The 25,158-nt window shown below is 38.3% G+C and carries 29 protein-coding genes, 1 tRNA gene and 5 pseudogenes; 10 read left to right on the top strand and 25 right to left on the bottom strand.

All coding sequences use genetic code 11. The features are described 5' to 3' along the window. Nucleotides 1–117 precede the first annotated feature (117 nt). Nucleotides 118–273, top strand: coding sequence for a hypothetical protein (locus tag B4W83_RS13255; protein ID WP_000379812.1), 156 nt, complete (start codon nt 118–120; stop codon nt 271–273). 388 nt (nt 274–661) lie between these two features. After that, nucleotides 662–1,559: pseudogene (locus B4W83_RS02755) on the top strand (IS630 family transposase); the annotation flags it as partial. On the opposite strand, the pseudogene B4W83_RS02750 reads toward B4W83_RS02755, so the two are convergent. From B4W83_RS02750 to B4W83_RS02710, 9 genes and pseudogenes are all read right to left on the bottom strand, one after another. Then, nucleotides 1,560–1,934: pseudogene (locus tag B4W83_RS02750) on the bottom strand (helix-turn-helix domain-containing protein); the annotation flags it as partial. It lies immediately after the preceding pseudogene. A gap of 32 nt (nt 1,935–1,966) precedes the next feature. After that, nucleotides 1,967–2,113 (bottom strand): hypothetical protein, encoded by a 147-nt coding sequence (locus tag B4W83_RS12920; protein WP_000770987.1) that lies wholly within the window; start codon nt 2,111–2,113, stop codon nt 1,967–1,969. Between the two features lie 296 nt (nt 2,114–2,409). Next, the gene (locus B4W83_RS02745) at nt 2,410–2,862 is read right to left on the bottom strand and encodes a CFI-box-CTERM domain-containing protein (RefSeq protein ID WP_000394497.1); all 453 of its coding nucleotides are present in this window, start codon (nt 2,860–2,862) and stop codon (nt 2,410–2,412) included. A gap of 13 nt (nt 2,863–2,875) precedes the next feature. Then, nucleotides 2,876–5,953, bottom strand: a complete 3,078-nt coding sequence (locus B4W83_RS02740) for a type III restriction-modification system endonuclease (RefSeq protein ID WP_001239260.1) — start codon at nt 5,951–5,953, stop codon at nt 2,876–2,878. Then, nucleotides 5,937–6,578 (bottom strand): SLATT domain-containing protein, encoded by a 642-nt coding sequence (locus B4W83_RS02735; RefSeq protein WP_000009498.1) that lies wholly within the window; start codon nt 6,576–6,578, stop codon nt 5,937–5,939. The genes B4W83_RS02740 and B4W83_RS02735 overlap by 17 nt, the downstream gene beginning before the upstream one ends. 3 nt (nt 6,579–6,581) lie before the next feature. Further along, on the bottom strand, nt 6,582–8,297 hold the full coding sequence (locus tag B4W83_RS02730) for a site-specific DNA-methyltransferase (RefSeq protein ID WP_000349002.1): 1,716 nt from the start codon (nt 8,295–8,297) through the stop codon (nt 6,582–6,584). Nucleotides 8,298–8,922: 625 nt separating this feature from the next. After that, nucleotides 8,923–10,494: a signal recognition particle protein gene (ffh, locus tag B4W83_RS02720; protein ID WP_000863644.1), complete on the bottom strand. Its 1,572-nt coding sequence runs from the start codon at nt 10,492–10,494 to the stop codon at nt 8,923–8,925. Nucleotides 10,495–10,505: 11 nt separating this feature from the next. Next, nucleotides 10,506–10,838, bottom strand: a complete 333-nt coding sequence (locus tag B4W83_RS02715; RefSeq protein WP_000402074.1) for a putative DNA-binding protein — start codon at nt 10,836–10,838, stop codon at nt 10,506–10,508. Nucleotides 10,839–10,928: 90 nt separating this feature from the next. Continuing rightward, entirely contained in the window at nt 10,929–11,306 is a 378-nt protein-coding gene (locus B4W83_RS02710) for a YwiB family protein (protein WP_001813294.1), read from the bottom strand. A 71-nt stretch (nt 11,307–11,377) separates the two neighbouring features. On the opposite strand from B4W83_RS02710, the gene B4W83_RS02705 reads away from it, so the two are divergent. The 4 genes and pseudogenes from B4W83_RS02705 to B4W83_RS12220 form a co-directional block, all read left to right on the top strand. Next, nucleotides 11,378–12,682, top strand: a complete 1,305-nt coding sequence (locus tag B4W83_RS02705) for an HD domain-containing protein (protein ID WP_001003510.1) — start codon at nt 11,378–11,380, stop codon at nt 12,680–12,682. Nucleotides 12,683–12,694: 12 nt separating this feature from the next. After that, nucleotides 12,695–13,501 carry a sugar-phosphatase gene (gene yidA / locus B4W83_RS02700; protein WP_000023513.1) on the top strand — a complete coding sequence of 269 codons (807 nt, stop codon included), beginning with the start codon at nt 12,695–12,697 and terminating at the stop codon, nt 13,499–13,501. 349 nt (nt 13,502–13,850) lie between these two features. Further along, nucleotides 13,851–14,548: pseudogene (locus B4W83_RS02695) on the top strand (transposase family protein); the annotation flags it as partial. Between the two features lie 105 nt (nt 14,549–14,653). Next, nucleotides 14,654–14,758: pseudogene (locus tag B4W83_RS12220) on the top strand (IS5/IS1182 family transposase); the annotation flags it as partial. Between the two features lie 14 nt (nt 14,759–14,772). On the opposite strand, the pseudogene B4W83_RS13785 reads toward B4W83_RS12220, so the two are convergent. The 12 genes and pseudogenes from B4W83_RS13785 to B4W83_RS02630 all read right to left on the bottom strand — a co-directional run. Beyond that, nucleotides 14,773–15,107: pseudogene (locus B4W83_RS13785) on the bottom strand (site-specific integrase); the annotation flags it as partial. 1 nt (nt 15,108) lies between these two features. Beyond that, a complete protein-coding gene (locus tag B4W83_RS02685) occupies nt 15,109–15,483 on the bottom strand; it encodes a HepT-like ribonuclease domain-containing protein (protein WP_001257560.1) in 375 nt (124 codons plus the stop codon). Then, a complete protein-coding gene (locus B4W83_RS02680; protein WP_000263130.1) occupies nt 15,464–15,778 on the bottom strand; it encodes a nucleotidyltransferase family protein in 315 nt (104 codons plus the stop codon). The genes B4W83_RS02685 and B4W83_RS02680 overlap by 20 nt, the downstream gene beginning before the upstream one ends. Nucleotides 15,779–15,823: 45 nt before the next feature. Continuing rightward, nucleotides 15,824–15,985, bottom strand: a complete 162-nt coding sequence (locus B4W83_RS02675; protein ID WP_000077979.1) for a type II toxin-antitoxin system RelB/DinJ family antitoxin — start codon at nt 15,983–15,985, stop codon at nt 15,824–15,826. An 89-nt stretch (nt 15,986–16,074) separates the two neighbouring features. Further along, nucleotides 16,075–16,452: a type II toxin-antitoxin system HicB family antitoxin gene (locus tag B4W83_RS02670; RefSeq protein ID WP_000921490.1), complete on the bottom strand. Its 378-nt coding sequence runs from the start codon at nt 16,450–16,452 to the stop codon at nt 16,075–16,077. A gap of 57 nt (nt 16,453–16,509) precedes the next feature. Beyond that, the gene (locus B4W83_RS02665) at nt 16,510–16,698 is read right to left on the bottom strand and encodes a type II toxin-antitoxin system HicA family toxin (RefSeq protein WP_001131503.1); all 189 of its coding nucleotides are present in this window, start codon (nt 16,696–16,698) and stop codon (nt 16,510–16,512) included. A gap of 272 nt (nt 16,699–16,970) precedes the next feature. Next, a tRNA-Arg gene (locus tag B4W83_RS02660) sits at nt 16,971–17,042 on the bottom strand. A gap of 40 nt (nt 17,043–17,082) precedes the next feature. Further along, nucleotides 17,083–17,430, bottom strand: a complete 348-nt coding sequence (gene rplS / locus B4W83_RS02655) for a 50S ribosomal protein L19 (protein ID WP_001068669.1) — start codon at nt 17,428–17,430, stop codon at nt 17,083–17,085. A 118-nt stretch (nt 17,431–17,548) separates the two neighbouring features. Next, nucleotides 17,549–17,878 (bottom strand): fluoride efflux transporter CrcB, encoded by a 330-nt coding sequence (gene crcB, locus B4W83_RS02645; RefSeq protein ID WP_000237405.1) that lies wholly within the window; start codon nt 17,876–17,878, stop codon nt 17,549–17,551. Continuing rightward, a complete protein-coding gene (crcB, locus tag B4W83_RS02640; RefSeq protein ID WP_000712083.1) occupies nt 17,872–18,246 on the bottom strand; it encodes a fluoride efflux transporter CrcB in 375 nt (124 codons plus the stop codon). Before crcB (B4W83_RS02640) ends, crcB (B4W83_RS02645) begins: the two co-directional genes overlap by 7 nt. After that, on the bottom strand, nt 18,243–18,509 hold the full coding sequence (locus B4W83_RS02635) for a chorismate mutase (protein ID WP_000362492.1): 267 nt from the start codon (nt 18,507–18,509) through the stop codon (nt 18,243–18,245). Before B4W83_RS02635 ends, crcB (B4W83_RS02640) begins: the two co-directional genes overlap by 4 nt. Nucleotides 18,510–18,624: 115 nt before the next feature. Next, nucleotides 18,625–19,068: a flavodoxin gene (locus B4W83_RS02630; protein WP_000241950.1), complete on the bottom strand. Its 444-nt coding sequence runs from the start codon at nt 19,066–19,068 to the stop codon at nt 18,625–18,627. 103 nt (nt 19,069–19,171) lie between these two features. On the opposite strand from B4W83_RS02630, the gene B4W83_RS02625 reads away from it, so the two are divergent. From B4W83_RS02625 to B4W83_RS02610, 4 genes are all read left to right on the top strand, one after another. Next, on the top strand, nt 19,172–20,107 hold the full coding sequence (locus B4W83_RS02625; RefSeq protein WP_000401752.1) for a DHH family phosphoesterase: 936 nt from the start codon (nt 19,172–19,174) through the stop codon (nt 20,105–20,107). Between the two features lie 95 nt (nt 20,108–20,202). Next, the gene (locus tag B4W83_RS02620; RefSeq protein ID WP_000710764.1) at nt 20,203–20,445 is read left to right on the top strand and encodes a type B 50S ribosomal protein L31; all 243 of its coding nucleotides are present in this window, start codon (nt 20,203–20,205) and stop codon (nt 20,443–20,445) included. 177 nt (nt 20,446–20,622) lie between these two features. Next, nucleotides 20,623–20,907, top strand: a complete 285-nt coding sequence (relB, locus tag B4W83_RS02615; protein WP_000213592.1) for a type II toxin-antitoxin system RelB/ParD family antitoxin — start codon at nt 20,623–20,625, stop codon at nt 20,905–20,907. Beyond that, nucleotides 20,897–21,256, top strand: coding sequence for a type II toxin-antitoxin system RelE/ParE family toxin (locus tag B4W83_RS02610; RefSeq protein WP_000221462.1), 360 nt, complete (start codon nt 20,897–20,899; stop codon nt 21,254–21,256). Before relB ends, B4W83_RS02610 begins: the two co-directional genes overlap by 11 nt. A 134-nt stretch (nt 21,257–21,390) precedes the next feature. Here B4W83_RS02610 and tatA read toward each other — a convergent pair whose 3' ends face one another. Genes tatA through efeB form a run of 4 tightly spaced genes read right to left on the bottom strand, consistent with a single transcriptional unit; the run spans nt 21,391 to nt 25,154 of the window. Next, complete coding sequence (gene tatA, locus B4W83_RS02605) at nt 21,391–21,561, bottom strand: twin-arginine translocase TatA/TatE family subunit (protein WP_000512107.1); 171 nt, start codon at nt 21,559–21,561, stop codon at nt 21,391–21,393. Beyond that, nucleotides 21,545–22,276 carry a twin-arginine translocase subunit TatC gene (gene tatC, locus B4W83_RS02600; RefSeq protein WP_000375159.1) on the bottom strand — a complete coding sequence of 244 codons (732 nt, stop codon included), beginning with the start codon at nt 22,274–22,276 and terminating at the stop codon, nt 21,545–21,547. Before tatC ends, tatA begins: the two co-directional genes overlap by 17 nt. Next, nucleotides 22,277–23,965 carry an FTR1 family protein gene (locus B4W83_RS02595; protein WP_000252108.1) on the bottom strand — a complete coding sequence of 563 codons (1,689 nt, stop codon included), beginning with the start codon at nt 23,963–23,965 and terminating at the stop codon, nt 22,277–22,279. Beyond that, a complete protein-coding gene (efeB, locus tag B4W83_RS02590; RefSeq protein WP_000136411.1) occupies nt 23,940–25,154 on the bottom strand; it encodes an iron uptake transporter deferrochelatase/peroxidase subunit in 1,215 nt (404 codons plus the stop codon). The genes B4W83_RS02595 and efeB overlap by 26 nt, the downstream gene beginning before the upstream one ends. Nucleotides 25,155–25,158: the final 4 nt, after the last annotated feature.

Here is a 25,158-nt window from a genome sequence, read left to right as displayed (position 1 = left end):
GGCTATCTTGAAAAAGAAAGGAACAGATTTATTAAGGGAAGTCCCAACTATTTTTGAATGTTTGGAACGCTTTTTTAAAACTAAATAACTATATAATAAAAAATAAGGGGACACGAAATGGACACCAAAGCTAAAAAGTTCACACTTGCAACGATTTCAGCTCTATCACTTCTTGGGGTAGGAATTGTTACATCACAATCAGTAGCCACTAATGATAGGCTGGTTTCCACTCAAGCAATCAATGGTCAATCCTACAATATCTTAAACTCTTAGGTCACTAGTACTTCTTCTGGTACTACTCTAGTTGGGATTGAAGGGACTTTCTTAACGCCATATAAACAGGCTATCTTAGACCGTATCAATGCCATTCGAAAAGAAACAACAGACGAAGGTCTAGTTACTAGCTATGTTCCTATCAAATGGTCAACTGCACTAGAAAAAACAACCTTCATTCGTGCAGCAGAAGCTTCGATCACCATTAATCACACACGCTTGTCTAGTAAGGACATTTGGAGCGCCTGGTCTTCAGGAAATTTCTCACTAGCAGAAAACTTGGCTTGGAACTATGACGGATTTATGACAGCTATTAATCAATGGTATGAGGAAAAAGCCGATTATGTTAATACTAAACTAAAATCAAAAAGTATTATATAATAGTAATATGAAATCAACTAAAGAAGAAATCCAAACAATCAAAACACTTTTAAAAGACTCTAGTACAGCTAAATATCATAAACGCCTTCAAATCGTTCTATTTCGTCTGATGGGTAAATCTTATAAAGAGATTATAGAGCTTTTAGACTGTAATCAAACAACGATTTGGCCAACTGTAAAAAAATATGAGGAGTTCGGACTCGACTCTCTCCTTCAAGAAACACGTGGTGGTCGTAACCATGCATATATGACAATTGAGGAAGAGAAAGCCTTTCTTGCCCGTCATTTGAAGGCTGCAGAGGCAGGAGAATTTGTTACAATTGATGCCTTATTTCAGGCTTATAAAAAGGAGTTAGGTTCTTCCTACACACGTGATGACTTTTATCAACTCTTGAAGCGCCATGGTTGGCGAAATATTAGGCCACGTCCAGAACATCCCAAGAAAGCAGACGTTCAAACCATTGTCGCGTCTAAAAATAAAATCTCAATTCAAGAAGACAAGAAAGCGCTTTAAAACCAGTAGGCATTTTCGTAAGGTTCGCTTGATGTACCAAGATGAGGCTGGTTTCGGTAGAATCAGTAAACTGGGATCTTGTTGGGCTCCAATGGGAGTAGGTTCACATGTCCATAGTCACTATATACGAGAATTTTGCTATTGTTATGGAGCTGTTGATGCCCATACAGGCGAATCATTTTTCTTAATCGCTGGTGGATGTCATACTGAGTGGATGAACGCCTTTTTAGAAGAGCTTTCACAAGCTTATCCAGATGATTATCTTTTACTCGTTATGGACAATGCCATATGGCATAAATCAAGTACCTTAAAGATTCCGACTAATATTGGCTTTACCTTTATTCCTCCATACACACCAGAGATGAACCCCATTGAACAAGTGTGGAAAGAGAAAGGCATCACGTGTGTAGGAAGAACCTAACTCCTTTGTATAAGCCTGAAATAAGGCATCAATTGTAACAAATTCTCCTGCCTCTGCAGCCTTCAAATGACGGGCAAGAAAGGCTTTCTCTTCCTCAATTGTCATATATGCATGGTTACGACCACCACGTATTTCTTGAAGGAGAGAGTCGAGTCCGAACTCCTCATATTTTTTTACAGTTGGCCAAATCGTTGTTTGATTACAGTCTAAAAGCTCTATAATCTCTTTATAAGATTTACCCATCAGACGAAATAGAACGATTTGAAGGCGTTTATGATATTTAGCTGTACTAGAGTCTTTTAAAAGTGTTTTGATAGCTTGGATTTCTTCTTTAGTTGATTTCATATTACTATTGTATAATGCTTTTTTATTTTAGTCTAGTCTAACAATTCATACCTTTGTATCTCTTTTGTTGTTTCTTCTTTTTTATCATTATCAACCCCAACAGTCACAAAGTTTACTCCAATAAATATAACCATGTAAAACAATACCAAGGCAAAGCCCAAACCCTTTAATAACTTCATTTTCTTTTCTCTACTTTCTTTTTTTGTGTTAGTCTTTTTAGTTTATCTTAATTATATATACTCTTAAAACCCAAGGGGTAAAAATCCCCCCTTACAATCCTACCATTTCATCAAGCCAGCTAGAGAAATTGTCTTCCTTTGTATCTTCCTCATTCCATTCAAAATCTTCCAAGTATGTTCTATTAGTGATTAGTTTGACACGTTTGTTTTGGTATTGGGGATCTAAATAGAATAGGGGGTCTCTTCACTATACAAGTTAGCGAGGACCCGAACTCTTTTCCTATACTCTACTCGTTTTATTGGACCACTTTTTGAGACAATTCTAGTGTATATGTTTTATACAATTGATGGCAAGTTTGATTCTCTCCTATTTTAATCAAGGAAACACAAGGTAAGACAAGTCCTGACCAGATAGACTCTAGTATTTCCTCACGATTTGAATGTTCTTCTAACTTGGCAACAATCTGAGGAGCCATCTTATAGTAGGATTCAATTTCCTCCTGACCACCATCTTTAAAAGCTAGATAAGAATCCCTGAATTTTCGCAAAATCATCAATTCATCACAGTCATCTGCCAATCCCTTGTAAGTTACAGCTGCTTCTGTCAAATAACAACCTCTTTGTTCAATCTGACAGTAAGCATCTGGTTCACCAAAAAATCCAGTTCTAGAGTGCACATATCTCTCTGCATCACTCCTACGTTGAAAAACAGCTACTTCTCTTCCCTTACGATATACAATAAATTCCATTTCTTTTACCTCCCTATCTTACAATATTTAATAATTCCTCATAACTTGAAACCACATCATAGATGTGCTGATCATTAATCAATCCAGCTTGAGCTAACGCTTTAAAATGAGCACGCGCACAGGAAATTTTTGCTTGCTCAGCTTGTTTTAATTGAAGACTAGACATAGAGCCTTTTGTTTCTGCAACAAAATAGATATGCTTGACACTACCTTCACGGAAGGCGATTGCCCAGTCAGGGTTATAGTTTCCAAGTGGAGTCGCAATACTGAACTTCCCTGGTAACTTCACATAAACACGAACATCCTCGTATTGTTCCAAAGATTCTTTAAACGTCTTCTCCGTATTTGAATCAACTTTTACAAAATTGTAAATCCCTTTTTTGGATTCAAGTAAGTGATCATCTGATCTGTTAGCAGTTTCAGGATTGTCATAAAACAAGTCCATATCATACTCTTCATTTAACACATTATACTGAATATGCTTGATAATTTGACTTGCTTTTTGTTCATTAATAAGCTTTGAAACCTTAAGAATAAACTCTTCTGGATTTTGTTTAAACTTGTCAAATTGGTAGACATAGATTTTACTTAATATTTCCGCAACCAATTTACGAGTTAAACCAGTCTGCTCAGCAATCTCCCCTAGCAAATCATATTTGGTCATAATCTGCGAATCCGTTAGATATTCTTGTTGGCGATCATTTTCAGCTACCGTAAAGTTCAGTCCCTCTTCTTTACTCATATCTGCTGCACTTGCTTGAGTTATTTGGAAACTTGGTTTGCTAACGACTAATTTCTCATTGATATAGTCAACCGAATGTTTTACCAATTCCGCATCATCAAATTCTACTTGATAGCTGGTCTTTCGATTGATTTGCTTCCAGAGATTTAAGAATTCTTTTCGAGCAATATTTTCTTGATTGACCTCATTTGAGAACTGAATGACTGAATGATTGGCATTTTCAATTTCATACTGTCCAACATGATAAACGCTCTCCAATATCTCTACCAGCTTATCCTCATAACCTGCTAGTGTTTCAGACAGTTGTAACTGATGATTTTCTTTTGTAGTAAAATATTCTGCAGTCAATTGCCCTTCACGGTCTATATAGCCTTGTCGAATCAAATCAAAATGAATCGAATCTGCTTGTTCCTTGGTAATTCGTATTGTTTGACCTTCTTGATTCGTTAGAACTTTATTCGTAAAGAGAGTAACATCCACTTTTACAGGACGTTCTGCTAAGAGTTCTTTGATTTCTTCTTGTAGACTTCGAGCAAATTGATCATAACTTTCATTTGCAATTACTGTCAGTTTATTGATTTCATGAACATCATTTCCTAAGAGTTCAAAATCCTGACGAATTCCGTTTTGGTCAACTGCTAAACGCATACCACGACCGATTTCTTGACGTTTTCGAGTCTCTGCTGAAGATTGCTTCAGCGTACAGATTTGAAAGACATTAGGATTATCCCATCCCTCTTTTAGAGCTGAGTGAGAAAAGAGGAAACGAACTGGCTCTTCAAAGCTCAATAAACGCTCCTTGTCCTTCATAATCAAGTCATAGGCATCAATGTCATTTGAAAGATTATTTTTCTTTTCACTGGCAGATTTATAGTCCACAAAAATGGTCTTATCTGACTTCTTCACTTTATCTACCGAAAAGTAACCGGCATGAACTGAATTTCCCTCAAGATTAGCCTCCAAATATCGACGATAAGGAGTTGGTTCCTGTGTTTGGATAAACTGGTTTACTTGATTTCGATATTCTTCTTCAAAAATCTGAGCATATTCACCATTATAGGCATCATTATGTTCATCATATTGCTTATACTTAGCCACTTCATCGATGAAAAATAGGGATAATACTTTAATTCTTCGATTGTACAGTTTACTTTCCTTTTCGATATGACTTTTTATAGTCTCTCGGATTTGAATTCTTCTGATGCTCGACTCATCCACTTCCCCTATCACTTCACCGACATGAAGTTCTTGCGTCACACCAACTTGAAGTTTGTTCTCTCTTGCATCAAAGTGACTAAGGGTCATTCCTTTATAAGCAGATAAATTCCCTGATTCAGCGTACAAATCAAAGGGTTCTTCCACCACCTTCAATTTCCTCTTAACACCTGACTGCGTTTTTACTTCAAACTCAACTTTTGCTTTGGGTGCTCCTGTTTTTTGTGGAATGATTTCTTGTAGATATAGATATCCTTGTGTCCCAGTCGTCCCAGTTTGCTCAATAGCCTTAACTGCAATCTTCTTCACTAATTTTTGATTGTAAGCATCCATGGCATCCAATCTATAAACCATATCATGTTTTTCTTTATGGGTAGCCGAATAACGTAGCGTAAACAATGGCTTGAAATCTTTTAGTCTTTCCTTGGTTTGTTTCCCTTCAACAGACTGAGGTTCATCAATAATCATAATCGGATTCATAGCTGCCAAGACGTCAATTGGACGACGCCAACGGAAACTTTCCTGTTCAGAATGAATCCGTCTCGCATCTTTCCCTTTCGCATTAAAGGCTTGAGAGTTGATGACCATGATTTGAAGGTCTGACGAATTGGCAAAACTATCCAAATCACCTAAACGTGAGGAATCATAAACAAAATAGCGTGGTTGCTTCCCATACTCCATCTGAAAGTGGCTTGACATAATATGAAGAGACTTGAGAACTCCTTCACGAATAGCAACACTTGGAACGACAATGACAAATTTAAGCCAGCCATACCGTTTATTCAACTCCATAATTGTACGGATATAAGTGTAGGTCTTCCCTGTTCCCGTCTCCATCTCTATTGAAAAATTATAAGCTTCTCTTCCAGCAATCATATCAATAGAAAGACTATCAGAAGGGCGTAAACCATAGCGAGTTTGCATGGCATGAACATTTTCTCGTACACTTGCTTGACTCAATTGAATCGGTGCATTTCGATAAGCATCTAAAACCAAATCTACCTCATCTGACTTGAGACGACCTGGATCCGCCATATACTGAACTCCAGTATGTTTGGCTTGCCCTTGAAATAAATCTGCAATGGCACTAACCGCATCCAACTGGAATTGTTGTTTTTTAAATTGTAATCTCATTGCAAATACCTCCCAAGAACAAGTAACTAAGAATAAATAAGATAATAACAATCGGTTGAATATTTACGAAAATATTATCCATGCTAAAATCTAACTGTCTAATTTCTTTACACTTTGCTCTATGATAATCGTACTCACTATAATTTTCTTGTTGCTGAAGAATAAGATTATATTTTTCTACTATAACTTTAAATTTAGCATTCTTCTTTTTAAAATTATAACCTTGTAGAGATAACCATTGAAGTGATTCTTTAAGTTTATTAATTTCTATATGGTGATAATGGAATTTCAAAGCACGTTCTCTATAGTTTAATGTGGACACATAATATTGAATGATAACTGTATACATAGAAAAACATCCTGAAACCACTTTTTTTATCAAACCTTCATTTGGAACTATCAATGAAATAACTAATAAGGTACTAGATAAAATAGCCATCAAAAGTAAATACATGTCCCACTTACTAGCATATCCCTCAAGTCGTTCACTAGCCAAAATACGAGCTCGTCTAACTATTTTTAGTTTTCTAATTTCATCTTGAATCATTTCATCAAGCTTCTCAAAATTGCTATTTTTGCTATTATTCTTCTTTTTGATATTTTTGACGTTTTTATTAAAACTCATAGCCTACACCACCTTCACTTTCGTATGTGGTGACAATTCTTTGAAGATTTCACTTACGTTAATCTTATCTGCTGAATTGGCAAATGAGCTATCACGGAAAACAGTACGGAGTGGTTGTGCTTGAGCGATGTGACGGATAACTTCTTCAGAGATTTCATCTTCAAAACAAGCCATGAGTGATCCTTGATCTACATCATAAACTTCTGCTCCTGCTACTTTCTCCCAATCAATAGCTAATGACAATTCCATTCCCCATGTCAGCATAACTTGGAAAAGTAGGTCAAGCCCAGTACGTCCTTCCTTGATATTGGATACACTATCAAAAAGTTCTCCTTGGATAAATTGATCTGGCCGAGCTGAAACATCTTTGAAATTAGAAGAAGCTAACTTGTAGGCCTTAAATCCAAAGTCTTGTTTGCCAACCAACTCTGGATGCTCTTCCTGAATCTTTGCAGCAGCACGACGTATCCGTTCACGTGAAATCTGATCAATAGTTTCATAACCTGCTTCTTTAGCAGCAGACTTATCAGCTACTTCCTCATCCAAAGTACACAGGATAAACTTACGATTTCCACCATCTTCCGCATTCAGTTGCATGACTGCATCTGCCGTAGTACCAGAACCACCAAAGAAGTCAAAAATAATAGATTCTTCTTGACTATAAAGCTGTATAACACGTTTTAATAATGGTACTGATTTTGGATATGTAAAATAAGCATTTCCATCAAATAGTCTCTTTAAATCTTGACTAGCAGATTGTGAATGTCCAACATCTTGATATTTCCAAATTGTCATTGGAGTTATCGTCTGTTTAGTCTCTGATAAAAATCGTTTTATCGATGGTACATTATCTCCATTCGGACCAAACCAAATGCGCTTATCCAAAACAAATTCTTCAAATCTATCTCGATTCAATCTCCAACTATAACCACTTGGTGGCATAACTTTACGTCCACTTGGTGTCACAATTTCGTAAATATTATTTTGAATTGCTGGACCAACTGATAGATCTCCAGATTTCCATATTCCTCTTGGATCATTATCAGGATTTGAATAACGATCATTAGCCTCATCACTTCTAGGTAATCCATTACATACTGAAATTTCTATATTTTTTGAATACGCCAAAATATAGTCATGACTCTCTGAAAAGTGCTTTTTCAAATTTACAGGCGAATATGCACGTTCCCAAATTACATTAGCTATAAAATTCTCCTCCCCAAATATCTCATCACAGATAGCTTTCAGATTAGCTTGTTCATTATCATCGATAGAGATAAAGATGACACCTGAATCTTTGAGAAGATTACGCGCTAGGCGGAGGCGTGGATACATCATATTGAGCCAGTCTGAGTGATAACGGGCCGAAGTTTTTTCATTTTTTGTGAGCCCAATTACTTGGCGTCCTTCTTCATCCAAAAGTTCCATCTCTTCCTTCAACTCTTCGTCTGTTTTTTGGAACTTATCAGAGTATACAAAGTCTTTCCCTGTATTATAGGGTGGATCGATATAAATCATATCGATTTTTCCTAGATAGGATTCTTGTAAGATTTTCAAGACTTCTAAATTATCTCCAGTAATAAAGACATTTTCACTGTTTTCAAAGTCAACACTTTCATCAAGATCTGGTCTTAAGGTTTTGGTAGTTGGTCGCCCAGCTTCTGCAATAGCTTCACGCTTTCCAACCCAAGTAAACTCATAGGATTCTCGACCATCCACAATTTCCTCTGATAAAAACTGTTTAAGCTTCTCAAAGTCAATCGCAGGATGTAATCTGCCGTATTCATCCCTCTTTTCCGTCAGAACTTCAGGAAAAAGTTGACCAATTTTTGAAATATTATCTGTAAAAACATCTTTGGAAGTGAGAGTTAATTTCTCAAGTCCAGACTTTTCACCTGTGTGCTGTGCTGTGCTGTGCTGTGCTGTGCTCATGGTAGTATCCTTTCTTAGCTTTGTCAAGCTTTTGTAATTTTAATTTTATAAAAAATTAAGTTGGCTTATCCTATCTTTGTAATGCTTCATTTTTAATACATTACAGCTTCATTTTATCAAAAATAAGGATTGAAATCAAAAGAGTTCTCTAATCTCAATTTCTGATTTTTCTTTATATTTATACTCTTCAAAAATCTCTTCAAACCACATCAACGTCGCCTTACCGTATATATGTGACTGACTTCGTCAGTCTTATCTACAACCTCAAAACAGTGTTTTGAGCAGCTTGCGGCTAGCTTCCTAGTTTGCTATTTGATTTTCATTGAGTATTATTATTTTTTATTCTTTACAGATTCAAAATAGACCTTTATTATTTTTCTAAAAAAGGAAAGCTCTGCGGCCTTCCTTCGTCTTACTTGCGTTTCTTCTTCGCTTTCTTCATTTTGTTAGCCATACGTTTCATGGACTGTTTCATAGCAAATTCACCAATTTTACCTTTGAGTCCACCACCAAACATCTGACTCATATCTGGCATTCCTGCTCCTCCGAGAGCTGACAAGTCAGGCATACCACCTTGTCCCATCATTCCTTCAAGGGCAGACATATCCATTCCTCCCATATTTGGCATATTTTTAGGAAGATTGTTTGGATTGATCCCCATTTGCTTCATCATCTTGTTCATATCTCCAGACATAACACCCTGCATGAGCTGTTTAGCCTGGTTAAAGTCCTTGATGAATTTATTAACTTCGACAAAGGTATTTCCAGAACCTGCAGCGATACGACGACGACGGCTTGGATTTAACAAATCTGGGTTTTCACGTTCCTCAGGTGTCATGGAAGACACGATGGCACGTTTGCGCGCGATCTGACGCTCATCCACCTTCATGTTTTGAAGGGCTGGATTGTTGGCCATACCTGGAATCATCTTGAGCAAGTCTTCCATTGGGCCCATGTTTTGCACCTGATCCAACTGAGCAATGAAATCATTGAAATCAAAGGTATTCTCACGCATCTTCTCAGCCATTTCAAGAGCTTTTTGCTCATCGTATTCCTGAGAAGCTTTCTCAATCAGAGTGAGCATATCCCCCATACCAAGGATACGGCTAGACATGCGGTCTGGGTGGAAGGTTTCGATATCTGTAATTTTTTCACCTGTACCAGTGAACTTGATTGGTTTTCCAGTGATGTGACGAACAGATAGAGCCGCACCACCACGAGTATCGCCATCAATCTTGGTAAGGATAACCCCAGTTACTTCCAACTGAGCATTAAACTCATGCGCAACATTGGCTGCTTCCTGACCAATCATAGCATCAACGACAAGCAAGATTTCATTTGGTTGAGCCAATACTTTCACATCACGAAGCTCATTCATGAGGAGCTCATCAATCTGCAAACGACCCGCAGTATCAATCAAGACATAGTCGTTATGATTAGTTTGAGCTTGTTCCAAACCTTGACGAACAATCTCAACAGCTGGTACTTCTGTACCAAGAGCAAAGACAGGCACATCAATCTGTTGACCCAGTGTCTTCAGCTGGTCAATAGCAGCTGGACGATAAATATCCGCCGCAATCATCAAAGGACGAGCATTTTCTTCCTTCTTGAGTTTGTTGGCCAATTTACCAGCAAAAGTTGTTTTACCAGCCCCCTGCAAACCAACCATCATGATGATTGTAGGAATCTTAGGTGATTTGATAATTTCTGCCGTATCAGAACCTAAAACGGTTGTCAATTCCTCATCAACGATTTTAATAATCTGTTGCGCAGGATTAAGTGTATCAATGACCTCATGGCCGACTGCACGCTCACGAACTTTCTTGATAAAATCCTTTACAACAGGCAAGGCAACGTCGGCCTCGAGCAAGGCCAAGCGAATTTCTTTGGTTGCCTCTTGGACATCAGATTCAGAGATTTTTCCTTTTTTACGTAGATTTTTAAAGACGTTCTGCAAACGTTCTGTTAAACTTTCAAATGCCATTTTTCTTCCTCTTATTCTCTATTATCAATGCTTGTTAAAATTTCTATCTGCTCCTGCAGAAAGTCATCCTTGGTATAGCGCTCCAAAATCTGATCAAAAATCTGACTGCGGACAATGTAGTCCGAGTACATGTGCAATTTCATCTCATAATCTTCCAGAATCTTTTCTGTTCGCTTGATATTGTCATAGACAGCCTGACGACTGACACCGAACTCCTCGGCAATCTCAGCAAGGCTGTAATCATCAGCGTAATAGAGCTCTATATAATTCATTTGCTTATCTGTCAAAAGCGCTGCATAAAATTCAAAGAGCGCATTCATACGATTGGTTTTTTCGATTTCCATAACTTTTATTATACCAAAAATTAGCCTAATCTACCACATTAGGAAGCCAATCCGAGAAGATAGCCAGGTAAATTTGAAAAAAATAAGAGCCTAGCCCCAAGTAATTTCCAATTGATAGCTAGCAAAGGGATGTCCCTCTTGATTTTGTAGTTGATAATCTAGTTCAATCTTTTGTCTATCAACTTGATAATGACTCGTTTGGATGATAAACTCCTGCATGCCCATAGGTGTAGGAATATAGGCTAAACTATCACTATCCTTTAAAAAGCGCATAATGGTCTTGGGATTGGAAAAACGACTCATCACCAGTTCTTGACCATGAAATTTAATCACTACTTTTTCCTTTTCCTCATTATAGAAAAGCAGGTAGCTATAATCTCCCTTTTCATGCACTTCCACGTCATAAAGTTGGTCAATCACTTCCAACTGCTCATCAAACTGAATCGTATTTCGCATCCGAATCTTCACATCAAGTCCTCTTTCTTGTCTCTTGTCCTACTATTTTACCAAAAACTCTAGCTTTTTGCTATAATGGTCATATGAACGAAAAAGTATTCCGTGACCCTGTTCACAACTACATCCATGTCAATAATCAAATCATCTATGACTTGATCAATACAAAAGAATTTCAACGTTTGCGCCGTATCAAGCAACTGGGAACTTCCAGTTATACCTTCCACGGTGGAGAACACAGCCGCTTCTCCCACTGTCTAGGAGTCTATGAAATTGCACGACGTATCACGGAGATTTTTGAAGAAAAATATCCTGAGGGATGGAATCTTGCCGAATCCCTCCTCACCATGACCGCTGCTCTCCTCCATGACCTGGGTCATGGTGCCTACTCCCATACTTTTGAACATCTCTTTGATACAGACCATGAGGGCATCACCCAGGAAATCATCCAAAGTCCTGAGACGGAGATTCACCAAGTCCTGCTACAAGTGGCGCCAGACTTTCCAGAAAAAGTTGCCAGTGTCATAGACCATACCTATCCTAACAAGCAGGTGGTGCAACTCATTTCCAGTCAGATTGATGCGGACCGTATGGACTATCTCTTGCGCGACTCCTATTTTACAGGAGCATCCTATGGGGAATTTGACCTGACTCGCATCCTCCGAGTCATTCGTCCTGTCGAAAATGGTATCGCCTTTCAGCGCAATGGCATGCACGCCATCGAAGACTACGTCCTCAGTCGCTACCAGATGTACATGCAGGTTTATTTCCACCCCGCAACACGCGCCATGGAAGTTCTCCTACAGAATCTTCTCAAACGCGCCAAGGAACTCTATCCTGAGGACAAGGATTTCTTTGCCCGAACTTCTCCACACCTCCTGCCTTTCTTCGAAAAAAATGTGACCTTGTCTGACTATCTAGCTCTGGATGATGGTGTGATGAATACCTACTTCCAACTCTGGATGACCAGTCCTGACAAGATTCTTGCAGACCTGTCGCAACGCTTTGTCAACCGCAAGGTCTTTAAATCCATTACTTTTTCACAAGAAGACCAAGACCAACTCGCTAGCATGAGAAAATTGGTTGAGGATATCGGCTTTGATCCCGACTACTACACTGCCATTCATAAGAATTTTGACCTCCCTTATGATATCTATCGTCCCGAATCTGAAAATCCACGGACACAGATTGAGATTTTACAAAAAAATGGTCAACTGGCCGAACTCTCTAGCCTGTCTCCTATCGTCCAATCCCTTGCTGGCAGTCGCCACGGAGATAATCGCTTTTATTTTCCAAAAGAAATGTTGGACCAAAACAGCATCTTTGCTAGCATTACCCAGCAATTTTTACACTTAATTGAGAACGATCATTTTACCCCAAATAAAAACTAGAAGAGGAATTTTATGAGTATTAAACTAATCGCTGTCGATATTGACGGAACCCTAGTCAACAGTCAAAAGGAGATTACTCCTGAAGTCTTTTCTGCCATCCAAGATGCCAAAGAAGCTGGTGTCAAAGTCGTCATTGCAACTGGCCGCCCTATCGCAGGTGTTGCCAAACTTCTGGACGACTTGCAGTTGAGAGACGAGGGTGACTATGTTGTGACCTTCAATGGTGCCCTTGTCCAAGAAACTGCTACAGGGCATGAGATTATCAGCGAATCCTTGACTTATGAGGATTATCTGGATATGGAATTTCTCAGTCGTAAGCTCGGTGTCCACATGCATGCTATTACTAAGGACGGTATCTATACTGCCAATCGCAATATCGGAACATACACTGTGCACGAATCAACCCTCGTCAACATGCCTATCTTCTACCGCACACCTGAAGAAATGGCTGACAAGGAAATCGTCAAGTGTATGTTCATCGATGAGCCTGAGGTTCTCGATGCTGCAATTGAAAAGATACCAGCAGAATTTTACGAACGCTACTCTATCAACAAGTCTGCTCCTTTCTACCTCGAACTCCTTAAAAAGAATGTAGACAAGGGGTCAGCCATCACTCACCTAGCTGAAAAACTCGGATTGACCAAAAATCAAACCATGGCTATCGGTGACGAAGAAAATGACCGTGCCATGCTGGAAGTCGTTGGGAACCCCGTTGTCATGGAAAATGGAAATCCAGAAATCAAAAAAATCGCCAAATACATCACTAAAACAAATGACGAATCCGGTGTTGCCCATGCCATCCGAACATGGGTACTGTAAGAGGGTATGAATAGACGAAAACCGCTCAGTTGAGCGGTTTTTATAGTAAAATGAAATAGGAATAGGACAAATCAATTTCTAGTAATGTTTTAGAAGTCCAGATACACTATTCTAGTTTCAATCTACTATAGTATCTAATTACATACCCCCTGCTGGAATCGATAAATAGAAAAAACCTTATTTTAAGGCTCTTCCTATACTATTTATCAATAACCCTCTTTTAGAGTATGTCCGTAAGTTTGAATAATTTGTTGTATATCTTTATGCCTTAGTAATCTTGAAACAGCCCATATATCAACACCTTTTGATAATAGACTTCCTGCGAAACAAAATATGGTAGAATAGTTCTATGAATTATGAAGCAAGTAAACAACTAACTGATGCACGATTTAAGCTCCTGGTTGGTGTTCAGCGCACGACTTTTGAAGAGATGTTAGCTGTATTGAAAACAGCTTATCAAGGTAAACACGCAAAAGGGGGACGAAAACCTAAACTAAGCCTAGAATACCTTCTTATGGCGACTTCAATATGTGCGAGAATATCGAACTTATGAACAAATTGCGGCTGATTTTGGTATCCACGAAAGCAACTTAACCCATCGGAGTCAATGGGTTGAAGTAACTCTTGTTCAAAGTGGTGTTACGATTTCAAGAACTCCTCTCAGTTCTGAGGACACGGTAATGATTGATGCGACGGAAGTAAAAATCAATCGTTCTAAAAAAACAATTAGAGAATGATTCTGGTAAAAAGAAATGCCACGCTATGAAGGCTTAAGCGATTGTCACAAGTCAAGGGAGAATTGTTTCTTTGGAGCTCGCTGTGAACTATTGTCATGATATGAAGTTGTTCAAAATGAGTCGCAGAAATATCGGACAAGCTGGTAAAATCTTGGCTGACAGTGCTTATCAAGGGCTCATGAAGCTATATCCTCAAGCGCAAACTCCGAGGAAATCCAGCAAACTCAAGCTGCTAACAGCTGAAGATAAAGCCTGTAACCATGCGCTATCTAAGGAGAGAATCAAGGTTGAGAATATTTTTGACAGAGTATAGTAGATTGAAACTAGAATAGTACACATCTACTTCTAAAACATTGTTAGAAATCGATTTGACTGTCCTGATCGATTTGTCCTGTTCTTATTTCATTTCACTATGAAAACGTTTAAAATATTTTCAACAACCTATCGAAATCATCGTAAACGCTTCGGCTTACGAATGAATTTGATTGTTGGTATTATCAATCATGAACTAGGATTCTAGTTTTGCAGGAAGTCTAATAAATATAAACCGTAAATATGCCTGCCTGCTTTTGCTATCATGGTTTGGCTACCTATCCCAAGTTCGGATAAAAATACTTTCAAGTATTTATTCAATCCATAATTTGTAGAAAGTTTATACCTTCTATCACAAGAGACCAAATCATATTTCTTTAATTCTTCACGATTATAAAGAACCTTATCTTGTTCCTCTTTCAATGCATCCAATACAGATATTAAATCTTCATCAATAATAATTTCTCTTATGGAAGTATTCGTTTTTTGAGGAATAAAATTTGTCGATTTCTAGCAAATCTTCCATACGTTTTTAGAGTTTCTCTTTCATTTTCTATTTTATAATTCACCTTCTAATTCTCTTATAATCGAGTGTAAAGATTCTTTCGTTTTGGGAACAGATTCCTTCAATATACCCTCTATAATTTTAAAATTTAAGTTAGAATAATTATGATAAATAAAATTTCTAAAACCTTTTATCTGAGTCCAGTTTATCCTATCTGAATACTTCTGTTTTACTTCCTCTGATAATTTGCCTAACGATAACTGTTCTCCTACCTGTCCTAAATTCATAGCGATAGAATCAACTACCATATCATCATCTAAAGGTAAATTATATCTTCTTGCTTTATACAAAACAGCATCGGCCTTATCAAGATATAAAACCATATCCTTCAAATATGCTATATCAGTTTCAAGAGATTGACTTCTCATAAATAACCTCTCTATCATTCAAAAAATTTTTCTTGACTAACTTCCCAATGTTTGTTTTTGGAGAAAGTAAATCACTAACCAATAGAATATCTATATTACCATCAAAAATAGTCAAAAGTCTACCATATACATCAAAATATATAGAATCATCCTCTAACTCCAAAGCAATATCAACATCACTTTTCCCATCAGCTTCGCCCCTAGCATAAGAGCCAAATAGATAAATTTTAGATAAATCATATTGTTTAGCAACAGGAACAATTTTTTCCTTTATCTGATCTATTGTATAAACCATAACCGAACCCCTTTAGATTATATCTATCCACACTTTTATTTCACCTTACTCAGAATCAAGTTTAACTTCAAAAGGAATACTTCTTGTCAACACACTTTGCTTCAAAAATAACTTCACAGCAGTTGACATATCCAACCCCAACTCATTAAAAATCGCAGTCGCTTCTTTTTTCAATTCATCATCTACTCTTACAGCAATTTGTGACATAGCATTTCTCCTTTTCTTCTTGTATATCTATTGTATCACTTTTACCAATACATATCAAACTTATTCCCTAATAAATACAGTCTTTAAATTTAAACTTGCAACTTCTTCTCTAATGCTTGTGCCAAAACTTCTGAATAGTTAATCTTTTCTCGATCAGCAAGACGAACTAGCCATTCAGGAACGGTCACGTTCTTTCTAATCGCCTTGTTACTTCTCACAAAAGGCGCAGGATCAACTTGAATCATTGATACAAAACCATCTGAAACTTCAATCTTTAAAATATCACTTGGAGTAGGCAACGCCATCCCTTCATCGATATAAGAAGCTAAAACATTTTCAAGCATTTCTCGAGCATTTTTCATCGCTTCTTCGATATTTTTTCCTTCTGTACCACCACCAAATTCTGGAAATTCTACCCAATATCCTGTTCCTTCTTTATGAAAAATAGCTGGATACGTTTTTAACATTCTACTACCCCCAACATTCTACTACCTCTGATGTAAAAAGACTTAGGAAAGTAAAAATTACAATCCTAAATCTTTGAGAATCTTTCTCTCCAATCCCTTTCCCAAATCTTCATTTCCATGAACTGGAATCGTGACAAGATAAGAAAAACCCTCTTTCTTAAAATGATGATGACTTCCTCTTTGACGAACTTCAACCCATCCATTCTCAAGAGCTAGTTTCACCATTTCTTTACCTGTAAGTGGCATATATATTCGTTACCTCCTTACACTTACTATTATACGCATTATGTGTATAATAGTCAAATTAAAACAAACCACTTTTTCTCAATAACTACAAAATAAAATAGACCAGCTTCCTGATCTACTTTATTCTATATTCATTGACTTTTGGTCAAATTTTGGTCACACTTTGGTCAAAGATTCCAAAAATACTAACCTATTTTAAAAAACTAAATTGTGATGATTGCCTACAAATAAACACTTTGAATATTCTTTATGTTTCTTTACGCTTCTTATTATGCCCCCTGCAGGAATCGAACCTGCAACTACTCCTTAGGAGGGAGTTGTTATATCCATTGAACTAAGGGAGCTAGATAAAAACTCTGCTGAAAAAGCAGAGTTTTAGTCGAATTAACGACGGATTTCTTTGATACGAGCTGCCTTACCTTGAAGAGCACGCAAGTAGTACAATTTCGCACGACGTACTTTACCGTAACGAACAACTTCGATTTTTTCAACACGTGGAGTGTGGATGGGGAAGATACGCTCAACACCTACACCGTTAGAGATTTTACGAACTGTGTAGTTTTCTGAGATACCAGCACCTTTACGTGCGATAACAACACCTTCAAAAATCTGGATACGTTCACGGTTACCTTCGACAACTTTCGCATGTACACGAACAGTGTCACCAGGACGGAATGATGGGATATCTGTACGAAGTTGACCTTCAGTCAAGCTTTGGATTAATGGATTCATTTTATTCTCCTATCTTTGTCAATCTTGAGGAATCTTCCTCAGCGGATAAACTGTATTTTTGTGCGTCCATTACACACAAGATACAGTTTACCAAATTTCCACCAAAAAGTAAAGAAATTTATAGCAGAATTCCTAAAAAAATCGCAAGCAAACCACCGAGGCAGGTCAAAGCTAAATAAGAATAAAATCCCTTCCTATCACTTAACAATCTTTGGAGTTCGTCATTCAAGGTCGAAAAAGTTGTCAAACCTCCACAAAATCCTGTTGCTAAAATAGCATAGACTTCCTTAGACTCCACATGATTGTAGAATAATCCAATTAAAAAACAACCTAGAAGATTGACTATGAGCGTTCCGAGGGGCAATTTAGAAGTTTGATTATAGCGGGAAAAGAAATAGCGCACTAAAGCTCCGAAACCACAAGCAATTGCAAGATAGACGATTACCATTTCTTCCTCCCTAAATAGTAAGCTAAAAGCAGTCCTCCACCGATGCTCAAAAACAAATACATGATCAAACTAAGATAACGCCCTGTATCCAGTAATTTTACAGCATCAAGCATGAGACTGGAAAAGGTTGTTAAACCGCCACAAAAGCCCGTCCCCAGTGCTAAAACAAGGCCTTTACTGGTTCCCTTATAGACCAGATATCCCTTGACAAGATAAATCAAGCAGAAAATTCCCAGATAGTTGACAAAGAGAGTGCCCCAAGGAAAGTCTGGACTGGCTGATAACCAAGTAGAAACAAGGTAGCGCACAAGTCCGCCCAACATAGCAGCTATAAAAATGCCTAGCGGATAAAATTGTTCTTTTTTCATTTGATATTCTGATTCTGATAATCACGCGAACGTTTGAGTATGTCCGAAAAAGTCGCGACAATAGTTTCCTGATAGCGCTTATCTCCTACACGACTTCTAACCTTTTCAAAAATAACCGCTTCTCTCTTGGTATCTAAAATCGGTTTACCTGAAGCTTTCTTATAGGCAACTACACCCTCAACCAAATGCATTCGTTCTTCTAAGAGCTTGACGATTTGGTCGTCGATTTGATCAATTTCTTGACGAATACTATCTAAATCCATACAGTCTCCTCCTTTATTTGAATTATTGTATCAAAAAGCCACCAAATAGGCTAGTAAAATCCTAACTCACGATAAGAAAAATGCACTGATTGATTACATCAGCGCACGTTTATACTTATCCTACTTTAGCAGCCAATTCTTCTGCGAATTGTTCCAAGCGCTCAATGTCTTCTTCCTCAGCAGAGAGATCAACTTTAACACATTCTGAACCTTTTTCTGCTCCTGTCGAAACAAAAACACGATCAAAGTCATCAACAGCCTTACAGAATTCATCGTAGAAGGTATCTCCTGAACCAACCACTCCGTAGATTTTGCCATTCAAGTTGAGATCTGCTAGGTCTTCGTAGAAGTCCATCATCTCATCTGGCAATTCACCATCACCATAAGTATAGGTCGCAACGATAGCGATGTCAGCTTCCAAGAAGTCTGAAGCGTCAACAGTTGTACATTCATCAACATCGACATCCAAGCCCAAGTCACGTAATTTGTCTGCTACAATATCTGCAATTTCTTCGGTATTACCGGTCATACTGGCAAATACAATTTTTGCTAATACCATATCGTCCTCCTCAATTTATCTTTCTCCATTATATCACATCTTTTTCATTTTAAAAATAAAAATTCTTGTGCTACAATGAAATGAGAAAGAATTGAGGTTATTTATGGAAATTTGCCATCAAATTTTAGAAAAAATCAAAGAATACGACACGATTATCATTCATCGTCATATGAAACCAGACCCTGATGCCTTGGGAAGTCAGGTGGGTTTGAAAGCTCTTCTCAAACATCATTTCCCAGAAAAAAACATCAAAGCAGTTGGTTTTGATGAACCAACTCTTACTTGGATGGCTGAAATGGATTCTGTTGAAGATAATGCCTACCAAGGAGCCCTTGTCATCGTCTGTGATACAGCTAATACCGCTCGTATCGATGATAAGCGCTATAGTCAAAGTGATTTTCTCATTAAGATTGACCATCATCCAAATGATGATGTATATGGCGACTTATCTTGGGTAGATACTAGTTCAAGTAGCGCTAGTGAGATGATTACCCTATTTGCCCAAACAACCCAGCTAGCCTTGTCAGATTGCGCTGCTGAGTTGCTCTTTGCAGGAATCGTTGGCGATACAGGTCGTTTCCTCTACCCTTCTACCACTGCACGGACTCTTCGCCTGGCTGCCTATCTAAGAGAACAGAACTTTGACTTTGCGGCTCTCACTCGCAAAATGGACACTATGAGTTACAAAATTGCTAAACTTCAAGGCTACATCTACGACCATCTGGAAGTGGATGAAAATGGTGCTGCTCGTGTTATCCTGAGTCAGGAAATCTTGAAACAATTTAATGTTACCGATGCTGAAACTGCAGCCATTGTCGGTGCACCTGGACGCATTGATAGTGTTAGTCTCTGGGGAATTTTTGTGGAGCAGGCTGTTGGCCACTACCGCGTTCGCTTACGCAGTAAAATTCATCCTATCAATGAAATTGCCAAAGAACATGATGGTGGAGGCCATCCTCTAGCAAGCGGTGCCAATTCCTATAGCCTAGAGGAAAACGAAATCATCTACCAAAAGTTAAAAAACTTGCTTAAAAACTGATAAAATACTTGCCAAACTTTTCAGAATCTGATAGACTAGTATAGTAACAATCTATGGCTCGCAAAGAGACCATGGCAGAAAGGAAATATTGCAAAATGAAAAAAGATATCCATCCAGAATATCGCCCAGTTGTCTTCATGGACACAACTACTGGTTACCAATTCCTTAGCGGTTCAACAAAACGCTCTAACGAAACAGTTGAGTTCGAAGGCGAAACTTACCCATTGATCCGTGTGGAAATTTCATCAGACTCACACCCATTCTACACTGGACGTCAAAAGTTCACTCAAGCAGATGGACGCGTGGATCGTTTCAACAAAAAATACGGTCTCAAATAATGAGAAAAAGACAGCTTCGGCTGTTCTTTTTTGTTTCTTGAAATCAACTGCTGTTTTCATGTTCCAAACTAAAAAAACTTTACACTCTCGATAGTTTCTAGAGTACAAAGTTTTCTCTTGCCTAAAAAATATAAAAGATATATACTAGCTATATATAGCATAGATTGGAGATATACCATGACGACATCACTTACTAAGCAATACAATTTTAAAATCAATGAGTCATCAATGGAACAAGCTAGAGCTATCATCAAGGAAAAAGGAATGACTATGACGGATGCTATTAGTCTTTTTATCGAGCAGATTGTACTCGAACAGGATTTGCCAATAAAAACTGCAGAAGATATACATCGTGAGCGATTGATTCAGGAACTACAAGCCCAATCTGAACGCTCCTTAAGAGAATACGAATCCGGACAAGGAACTTCCCTAGATGATATGAGGCTACGATATGACTTATAAAGTGATTCTATCTACCGAAGTGAGTCAAGCAATTGACAGTATCCATGACTACATTACTACTGTTCTTTTATCACCTCAGTCTGCTAAGAATACTGTAGCCAGAATTTTAGACGGCTTAAAAAGTTTAGAAACTTTTCCTGAAGCTGGCTTTGATGCAGATGAAAAAATCGGACTAAAAATCAACAGTAAGTACCCTACGCGAGGAAAAATTATCGGTCAGTATATCTTGCTTTACTTTATCGACCAGACTCAAAGAACTGTTTTTCTTTCCCACTTATTTCACACCAAAAGTGACTATGTTACCTTGCTCCAAAGCAAAAATAACAAAAACTCAAAATCATCATTTTAATGTCCACCACTCTCTTAATAACCTTGTACTTATAAGGAACACAGTCTTCATTTTAACTAAAAAATAAAAAAACTTTGCACTCTAGCTAGCCACGCGATGGCTTCCAGAGTACAAAGTTTTTTATTAGACAAGGTTTAGTCTTCCTTATCTTGATTTTCAGCTCCTTTAACTGCTTTTTTAAATTCAGATAGCATTTTACCGATTGACTCGCCTAGTTCAGGCAATCGTTTTGGTCCAAATATCAAGAGAGCTCCTAAAACGATGATAATCAATCCTGGTGCTCCAATATCACGTAAGATTCCCATTCCTCTCTCCTTTCTGCTTGCGTTTCATAATGTGTTTGCTAATAGCAATACTTAATTCATAGAGTAATATCAAGGGGGCAGTCATTGCCAAATCGCTGACAAAGTCAGCTGGTGTTAAGATGACTGCGAGTACCAATAAGATAAAATAGGCATATCGGCGATAAGCAGTCAATAATTCTGGTCCAATGAGTCCAATCGACGTCAAAAAGGCAATGATAACTGGCAATTCAAAAATCAGAGCCAAAGGCAAGGTCGTTTGAAAAACAAAAGACAGATAATTTTGGGCGGTTAACTGCGTTTCAAATAGACCTTCTCCCAACCCTAATAAAACCTGAAGTAAGGCCGGTGTTACAAAGTAAAAACCAAAAGCCAGTCCAACTAGAAAACAAAGGAAACTAGCTGGAATATAGGCAAAGACAGCTCTAGCTTCTTCCTTCTTTAAACCGGGTTTAATGAAAGACCAAATATGATACACCGTGTAAGGCAAGGTGATAGTAAAGGCCATCAGACTAGCCAAACGTATGTAAATCCATAAAATATCATTAGGCCCTAAAACAATCAACTTTTGCTGAAAAGATTGGGTCACATACTGGTAAATCTGGTCTGCAAACAGCAGAGAAGCAGAGAATACCAAAAAGAAACAAATGACTACTGCCAATAGTCTCTTTCTAAATTCTACCAGATGTTCAACGATTGTCAATTCTTTTCTATCCATTTATTTTTCACCCTGTCTAAAAGTGACAATCAAGACAATAATAACAAAGACTAGCTGGCTAACCAAGCCTTCCCAACTTGGATAAATTCCAAGCAAGTCGATCGTTGGAAAGCCTGTCACTAAGTGATTTGGTGCCATATTGGTCAACTGAAGAGCATGGATACTAACCCCCAGCATCTTGAAGGCTAGGGCATAAATCATCCAAGTCAGGATAAAGAAGACCTTATGTGGCAGGAAGAATTGACTGGCCTTGTTCATCACAAGGGCAATAATTACCAGAACCAGCAAGGCAAGTGAAATTCCCAAGACAAATTCAAAACTGGAAATTCTTGGTAAAATCCCAACATAAAAGAGAATGGTTTCTGCTCCCTCACGGAAAACAGCTAGAAAACTGAGGGCAAACATGGAAATAAAGGAGCCTGTTTTGGTCACTGTTTCCATTTGTGACTCCATAAAGGTATTCCATTTTTTGACCGAGGATTTGCTGTGGAGCCAGATTCCAATCAAAATCATCATAGCTACCGCAAAAATCCCCACTGCTCCTTCGATGATTTCACGATTGGAGCCTGATGTTACTACTGGAAAGGAAATTTGCAGGATGAAGGCAATAAGGAGACTGGCCATGATTCCAGTGATAGCACCACCATAAACCCACTTGAGCCCTTTTCGCATCTTGGCTGCTTTCAAGGTCGTCACCAAGGCCATGACGATTAAGAGGGCCTCTACTCCTTCTCTTAGAAGAATCAGCATAGCATCAAAGGCATTGTAACGTGCGCTAGTATCAATTTGTGATAAATCTGCAATCAGTTTTTCTAATTTTTCTTGGTATTCCTTCTCACCTCCCTTGACCATAATCACAGGGCTTTCACTTTCCACTCGTGTATAGAGGGAAGGATTGGTCGTGCTAACAGAACCCTCAATCGTTGGCCAGATAGTGATGAATTCCTTCATGCTAGCTGCTCCTGATGCTTGGTCACCAGCTTGGAATTGTTCCAAAGCTTTCTTCAAAAGAGCAATACCATCTTTGAGACTTAAATCAGAAGATGCTTCTGCGACTTCTTTTCCGCTTGCAAAATCATCGATAGCCTTTTTTAAGTCCTCAAAGGAAGTCTGGATGGAGTTAAAATCCGTAGGCTCGGTTTCCATACTACTACGCAAGAAAGAAATAGCTGTTTCAACACGTCCATAATGGGCCGTACTATTGTCACGAACCACACTTTCATTGATAGTCCAAGTGGAATTCATTTTCTTAAAAGCTTCTCGTACCTTTTCCAAATCTTTGGAGGCAATGGCCTGCTCTAAGGCTTCAAAACAAGGACTTAGACGGTTTACCAATTTTTCTTTTTCCGCATCTAGGTCAACAGGATTTTGTTCTTTTTCAAAGGCTAATAGGGCTGCAGAAATTTCGGTGAGTTTGTCTTCAGTAATCTCGCCTGACTGAGCTAACTTTTCCTTAACGACTTTACCAGCCTCAGAATTGCTATCTTCTACTCTTTCAAAGTCTGATGCCATCTCTTGAACAAGTTTCTGGGCCTCAGACTGATTCCCATTTTTCACTGCTTTAGAAGCATCTGTGATTTTCACAAAGTAAGAACTCAAGCTTTCTTGGGCACCTACTGGGGAAAGAATTAAAAATGACAAAGCTAAAACTAGTAACCAGCTTCTAGCCTTCCAATAATTTCTGACCAATGTAGCCTCCTTTCTCCACACCACCAAAGCAAGCAAAGAGTCCACTACCGATGTGAGTGATATATTCATTCATCTTATCAGTAGCACCTAGATTGGTTTGAACCTTGACAAAGTTATCAGGATCCTTCTGGAAAGAAATGAAAAGCAATCCTGTATCAAACTGGCCAGTTTTTTCATCAATTCCATCAGAGTAAGAATAAGAACGTCGCAAAAGGGGCTTGTCTACTTCCTTAGCTAAACGAACATGCGAATCATCAGGTAAGAGACTCAAATCCACTTCATCAAACTCATTCTTCTTACCAAAGGGAGCACCACTTTCCTTGTAACGACCAAAAGTATTTTCTTGTTCTTCAAGACTAGTGCGATCCCAAGTCTCTAAAAACATCTGAATCCGACGAACTGCCATATATGAACCATTTTCCATCCAATCCTTACTATCAGCCCAGATAACGCGGTCAAAGTCTTGCTCCTTGGTTGGATTTGCTGTTCCATCTTTAAAACCAAAGAGGTTACGCGGAGTCTCCATTCGATCCCCGATAGCTGCAAAACCAGACTGACTCCAACGAAGGGTCACGGCATTTCTCCCCTTACGGATGAGATTGCGAATAGCGTGAAAGGCAACCTGCTCATCATCTGCACAGGCCTGGATGACAATATCTCCACCAGTATATTTTTCACGCAATTGCTCTTTAGGAAAAGGCGGTAAATCCCTGAAAACTTGAGGACGCTTGTTTTCCAAGTTCATCTTTTTCAAGAAACTCGCAGACACACCAAAAGTCAGCGTCAAACGATGAGGGTTGAGCCCGACTGTCTCACCAGTATCACTCGGAGGCAAGAGAGCATTCTGGCCATCTTTTTTGACCAATTCCCCCTCAACCAACTTGGCACTATAATCCGTCCAATCCTTGAATAGCTGGATAATCTTATCTCTATCCGTCGTATGCAGGTCCAAGACAACAAAATAGATATTCTTTTGCATGGGCGTACTAATCCCAGCTTGATGCTTGCCATAAAAAGCAATTTTTTCATTTCCGTACGAGATTTTTTCCTGACTTCCTAGCTTAGGTGCGAAAAAAGCAGAAGCACCAGAGAGTCCTAGCGCTAAACCAGCCCCTCCAATCCCTGCTTTTTTTAGAAATTCTCGACGGTCCATTTTCTTCTCAAAAAACTTTTCGTCTTTTTCAGTCATGACT

The sequence above is a fragment of the Streptococcus pseudopneumoniae ATCC BAA-960 = CCUG 49455 genome, assembly GCF_002087075.1.
Taxonomy (GTDB): domain Bacteria; phylum Bacillota; class Bacilli; order Lactobacillales; family Streptococcaceae; genus Streptococcus; species Streptococcus pseudopneumoniae.
This window is presented reverse-complemented; position numbering and strand designations above follow the sequence as displayed.